This window comes from Pseudobacter sp. (assembly GCF_051955275.1).
In the GTDB taxonomy this organism is placed as follows: domain Bacteria; phylum Bacteroidota; class Bacteroidia; order Chitinophagales; family Chitinophagaceae; genus Pseudobacter.
Window position 1 is genome coordinate 1 of record NZ_JBQCGW010000120.1, and the last position, 6,482, is coordinate 6,482.

The 6,482-nt window shown below is 47.5% G+C and carries 4 protein-coding genes; all 4 read left to right on the forward strand.

What is annotated here, in order from left to right; genetic code table 11:
• The first annotated feature begins 242 nt into the window (after positions 1 to 242).
• Complete coding sequence (locus tag ACTHMC_RS10095) at positions 243 to 842, forward strand: RNA polymerase sigma factor (RefSeq protein ID WP_440412989.1); 600 nt, start codon at positions 243 to 245, stop codon at positions 840 to 842.
• 67 nt (positions 843 to 909) lie between these two features.
• Positions 910 to 2,079, forward strand: coding sequence for a FecR family protein (locus ACTHMC_RS10100; protein WP_440412990.1), 1,170 nt, complete (start codon positions 910 to 912; stop codon positions 2,077 to 2,079).
• A gap of 272 nt (positions 2,080 to 2,351) precedes the next feature.
• Complete coding sequence (locus ACTHMC_RS10105; protein WP_440412991.1) at positions 2,352 to 5,678, forward strand: SusC/RagA family TonB-linked outer membrane protein; 3,327 nt, start codon at positions 2,352 to 2,354, stop codon at positions 5,676 to 5,678.
• Positions 5,679 to 5,687: 9 nt separating this feature from the next.
• On the forward strand, positions 5,688 to 6,482 hold a 795-nt coding region (locus ACTHMC_RS10110; RefSeq protein ID WP_440412992.1), incomplete at its 3' end, for a RagB/SusD family nutrient uptake outer membrane protein.

Genomic DNA, 6,482 nt, shown 5'->3' on the forward strand with positions numbered 1-6,482 from the left:
AATAGAAATTATCTCAAAAAGCCTGCGAAAGCTGGCTTTTTGCGTATTACTGCTTAGCCTGTACGGGTACAGATACGTTCATGTCGAAAAAAAGTGCAGAAATTCTACATGAAACTCCGGTGAGATGAAAATGCAAGCCCGGGGTAAATCCCCCATCTCAGGAAAATAATATAGTTTGCACCTGGATTTACCAGGAATTCAAACCCGGGATTGCTGTTTTGAGACATATTATTGCATAAATATTGTACAGCGATAGCATCAACAACGAGAAAGAATTGCTCGCCCTCATTGCCGTGGGAGATGAAGCTGCATTCCGCGACCTCTTCACTTTCTATCAACCCCGTTTATATACTGCCGCACTCAGAATGACCGGTGATTCCGCCCTGGCCAAAGACATCTACCAGGATATCTTCCTAAAGGTCTGGCTGAACAGGGTAACCCTAGCGGGCATGGAAAACTTTCCCGGCTGGCTGTTCACTGTAACCCGCAATCATATCTACGATTCGCTCAAACGCGCTGCTAAAAAGAGAGCCAGCCCGTTGGAACTGCATCAGGATAACTCCGCTGATACCAGCGCCGATCCTGAACATTTATTGCAGGGAAAAGAATTCAGCCGGGTGCTGCAAAACGCCATCAGGCAACTGCCCGACAAACAAAGAGAGACTTATCAGCTCATCAAACAACAAGGCCTGAGCAGAAATGAAGTGGCCGGGAAAATGAATATTTCTCCTGAAACGGTCAAGTCGAACCTGGATGTGGCACAGCGTAAAATACGCGCATTCTGCCTGAAAGAGCTGGGCTTTATCCCCCTTGCTGTGCTCCTGGTTGTAGGGTTGAAATAAATTTTTTTCAGACTCATACCCCCAAACTTTCTTTATTCCAGTTATTATAAGACTGAACCTCTATTTTATGATTCCAGACAGGATACAATCGCTTTATCAAAAATGCCTGACGGATACTGCCAGCCCGGAAGAAAGGCAGGTATTCGCGGAGTGGATGACATTGCCTGAAAATGAGGGGCCAGCGAAGGACCTCATTGCTGCGGCCATCCTCGAAAACGGTGCTGATGCTGCATTCGACAGCAAAACCGGGGATGAAATGATGCAGGCCATCTTTTTTGCAGATGAGCAAAAGAGAGCGATAGCTCCCGTTCACCGGGTCCATTTCCTGCGGAAATGGGGATGGGTTGCTGCAGGGGTCGTTGCTCTACTGGGCGTTGCCGCTGTGCTCCGGATAAATGGAAAAAAGGATATCACCCCTGCTGTTGAGGTGGCCGTAACAAAAGAGATCGGGCCCGGAAAGGATGGAGCTGTGCTCACGCTGGCTGATGGTACGCAAATAGTGCTTGACAGTCTGGGTAACCAACTGGTGGCTACGCAGAACGGCTCAAAAGCAAGCATAAAAAACGGAGAACTGGTGTATGATGCAATGGGAGAATCACCAGAGAATCCCGGCTTCAATACAATGACCACGCCCAAAGGAAAACAGTTCAGTGTGCAGTTGCCTGATGGCACCCGGGTTTGGCTGAACGCAGCCAGTTCCATCCGCTATCCCACGGCATTTAAAGGAAATGAAAGGGCTGTGCAGATTACCGGGGAAGTCTATTTTGAAGTGACGAAGCATTCTAAAATGCCTTTCCGGGTTCAGGTGAATGACCGTTCAGAAGTGGAAGTGCTGGGAACCAGCTTCAATGTGAATGCCTATGAAAATGAAAATTACATCAGTACCACACTCCTGGAAGGCGCTGTGAAAATGAATGGAACGCTGATGCGGCCGGGCCAGCAGGCAAAACAGATGAATGCAGATAATAAAGTAAGTGTAATCAACAACGCTGATACGGATAAAGTGATGGCGTGGAAAAATGGCTTTTTCAATTTCGATAATATGTCGCTCGAAGAAGCCATGCGCCAGTTATCACGCTGGTATGATATCGATGTAGTGTACGCGCAGGGAATACCAAAAGTGAAAATGGCCGGAGAAATGAAACGCGACCTTAATTTATCCCAGTTGCTGGAAGCCTTGAAAGAACTGGGATTGCATTATCAGATCGAAGGAAGAAAGCTGATCGTTAAACAGTAACACAACTATCCTATTCAATACGGAGCCATTATTCAAACAAAAACCGGAAGTGTTTCGACCACTCCCGGCGGATGTTTGGGTAACATAAATAAAAATTAGTCCTGGACAGACTATTTATTCTTCACCCAAAACTCTACGAAGGTATGTTAAAAACTGCTTTCTGTGGCAGGCCGGGCCAAGGGGTCAACCGCCGCATCACCAAAGCGCTGTTAGTCGGGAGAGCCGGAAATCACGGGTTCCATCGCACCAGCAGACGAACAATTATTCGGGCAATGAAACTCACGTTCATTTTACTCACTACCTGTTTTCTTCATGTTGCTGCCAGTGGCGTATCCCAGGAGATCACACTGAAAGCAAAACAGCTTTCATTGAAGGAGGTGTTTGCAGCCGTAAAAAAGCAAACCGGTTATGTGGTTGTGTACAATCCTGATCTCACTACCAATGTATCTCCGGTTAAAGTGGATGCTGTAAAGAAACCATTGAAGGATTTTTTGACTGAAGTGCTGGACCCTGCGCAGCTGACTTTCACTATCAAGAATACCACCATCGTTATATCCAGGAAAGTACCAGAGACTGCGCCTGTTCGGGAACCGAAATTACTGATACAGGCTCCGCCGCTTACCGGTGTGATCCGCGCCGCTGACGGAACTGCGCTTGCAGGTGCTTCCATCAGGATCAAGGGAAAATCATCAGGCACTACCACGGATGAAAATGGACGCTTCAGAATAGATGCCGATCCGGGCGAAGTACTGATCATCTCTTTTACCGGTTACCAGGTGAAAGAACTGGTGGTCACTTCTGCTATGATCGCCAGTACCGCGAATCCACTTTCCATTTCCATGATCCTTGCTGAAACTGCTATGGAAGATGTAGTGGTGAAAGCAGGTTACTATGATGTCCGCAAAAAAGAAATGGTGGGTAATATCAGTAAGGTGTCTGCCAAAGAGATCGGCAGGCAACCGGTAAGCAATCCGCTGGCCGCACTCACAGGCAGAGTGGCCGGACTGGATGTGATCCAGGAAAGCGGACTGCCGGGAACCGGATTTACCCTGCGTTTGAGAGGATTGAACAGCGTTCGCTCTGAAGCTAACAGCCCGCTGATCATCATCGATGGTACACCTTATCCTTCCGGATCATTTGATAACCCTTCCGGAAACGCAGCTGATAATGCATCCAACCGTACACTGCTGGGTTATGTATCTGCGAGCCCGTTGAACAGCATCAATCCAAATGATATAGAAAGCATTGAGGTATTGAAAGATGCCGATGCCACTTCCATTTACGGCAGCAGGGGAGGTAACGGTGTGATCCTTATCACCACTAAAAAAGGCAAGGCAGGTAAAACTGCAGTCAATGTAAATTTCTCTTCCGGCATGGCAAAGGTTGCCAGGAAAGTGGATGTATTAGACAGAAGACAGTATCTGGACATGCGTTATGAAGCCATCAAAAATGATGGTCAGACCATGGCCACAGCCCAGCAGAGCACGGTGTACGACCTGGTTTCATGGGATACTACCAGGTCTACGGACTGGCAGGATGTACTCCTGGGGGGAACTGCCCAATACACCAGGGCGCAGGTGTCTTTATCAGGTGGAAACAGCAATACCTCTTTTCTTCTTTCCGGAAATTATTCCAGGGAAACCACCATTATGCCTGTTGATCTGGCAAACACCAGGTTCAATGGAAGATTGAATGTGAACCATACATCCAACAATCAGCGTCTGCAGGCGCAGTTCTCCGTGAACTTCGGTCAGGATAATAACAAGCTTCCAGGCTGGAGCATTGCTGCTTATGCGTTAACGCTGCCACCAGTAGCACCTGCATTGTATGATTCAACAGGAAAGCTAAACTGGGGGCCTGGCAGCACTTTTCAGAACCCCATGGCCAGGCTGAAGGAAATATATGACGGAAAGATCAGGAGCATGGTGTCAAGCGCGATGGTCAGCTACAGGATCTTCAAAGGCTTCAAGGCAAAAGCATCGCTGGGGTATAACCAGGTGCAGAATGATGCTATTTCAAAAAGGCCACAGGAGTTCTTCGATCCCATCGAATGGTTGACACGTGGAAAATTCCTGCGCAGCTCAAATACCCTCAAGGTAATGACAACCACCTGGAATGCGGAGCCACAACTGGAATATGAAACCATGATCGGGCCGGGCAAACTGACCGTTCTTACCGGTGTAACTTTCCAGCAGACCAAAACAAATGGCCTGGTGCTGGATGTAAACAACTATCCTGATGATGCGCTGATGGGCAATACCAATTTCGGAACGGTAGAATATTCCTACACACAGAATTCTGAATACCTGTACAACGCTGTCTTCGGAAGGATCAATTATAATATCAATTCTAAATATATTGTCAACGTTACGGCCAGGAGGGACGGATCGGGCCGTTTTGCGCCGGGTAAAAGATTCGGGAATTTCGCTTCTGCAGGCGCCGCCTGGAATTTCGGAGACGAAGATTTTGTAAGAGAAGCCATTCCGTTTCTCAGTGCCGGTAAACTGAGGGCCAGCTATGGCACTACCGGAAATGATATCATTCCTGATTATGGATATCTCTCCCTGTATAATGCAGCTAAACAATACAACGGTGGATTATCACTGACGCCTGCCGGTCTTTACAATGATAAATACAGCTGGGAGACCAACAAGAAAGCGGAAGTTGGACTGGAGCTTGCATTCCTGAATAACAATCTTTCTGTAGCTGCCAGCTATTACAGGAACCGTTCTTCCAGCCAACTGGTGGCATTTCCACTTCCCAGCACTGTCGGTTTTACCAGTATACAATCCAATTTGCCAGCGGTTATTCAGAATACTGGCCTCGAGCTGGAGCTGAGCTCAGTGAATATGAGAAAGAAGAATTTCTCCTGGAACAGTTCTTTTAATATCAGTTTCCCCAGGAACAAACTGGTGAGTTATCCGAATATTGCAGGATCTCCCTATGCATACATTTATACCGAAGGTATGCCGCTGAGCATCATCAAAACATATGACCGGGTGGGCGTGGACCCGCTGACGGGTTACAATGTATGGCATAGCCCCACAAGAGGCAAGGATACTTCCAGGGCAAGTGCTCTCGCGCTGGCTGACAGGATAGTGGATGTAGACCTGGGTAAGGAACTGTTTGGAGGGATCAACAATATCTTCCAGTACAAACAGTTTGAATTGAGCTTCTTTTTCAATTTTGGCAAACAGGTAGGCGCTGCCACTTACCAGAACCTTTTCAATGCAAAAGGAAGAGCAGCGAACATGCCTGTTGACAGGTACGAACGCCGCTGGCAGCAGAAAGGCGATGTAACGGATGTACAGCGATTATCGAATAATGGAAACAGTCTCGCCAATCAATCCAATGTGGCCAATGCCTGGGATCCATCCTATTACACCACCATCTCCTTCCTGCGTTTGAAGAATGTTTCTTTTTCTTACTCACTGCCTGAAAACGCACTGCGGAAGCTCAGCATCCAGGGTTGCAGGTTTTATGTGCAGGGACAAAACATTTTTACGATCACTGATTACAAGGGATGGGACCCGGAAAACCAATCCGGCAATTATCCTTTGCTGAGAGTATGGACGGCTGGTATTGAACTGAACCTTTAATGCTATCAAATGAAAAAATTAATTGCAATAATCTTTATAGCGCTCTGTGTGGTATCCTGTACAAAATTCGTGGATACCAAAGCGCCTGATTCATCGGTGGATGCATCCAAAGTTTTTGAGAAAGACAATTCCGCTATTGCTGCTGTGAACGCTGTACTGTCAGATCTTGGAAATACCTATTCCATAATCCAGGGCGGCAGGGGTGTAAGCGTGGTGAACGGATTACTGTCAGACGAACTGATCACTGTGAGCATGGTGCCTGAATACATGGAGGTGTATTCCAATATGGTCCTCAGTTCCAATTCCATTCCGGCAAGTATCTGGTCCGGCTTTTATGCTGATATCTACAAAGTGAATGCTGTTATTGAAGGAGCTTCTGCCTCTCAGACATTGACTCCTGCTATCAAATCACAGATCCTGGGAGAAGCGAAATTCCTTCGGGCCTTCATGTACTTCTACCTGGTGAATATGTTTGGGCCTGCGCCACTGATCACAACGCCCAACTATGAGGTGAACAGAACCATGGCAAGGACCAGTGTGGATGAAATATACAAACAGATGATCACTGACCTGAAAGATGCCGATGCCTTGCTGACCCCTGAGTACAGGAATAACCTGGGAGCAGTTGTTACGCAACGTTATCGCCCGAACAGGTTTGCCGCCAAAGCGCTGCTGGCAAGGGTTTATCTGTATGCAGGCCAGTGGGCCAATGCAGAAACAGAGGCCACTGCTGTTATCAACCTGCCGGCCACTTACAACCTGGTGCAGGATATCAACCAGATCTTCAGACAACCTGGCTCGGCC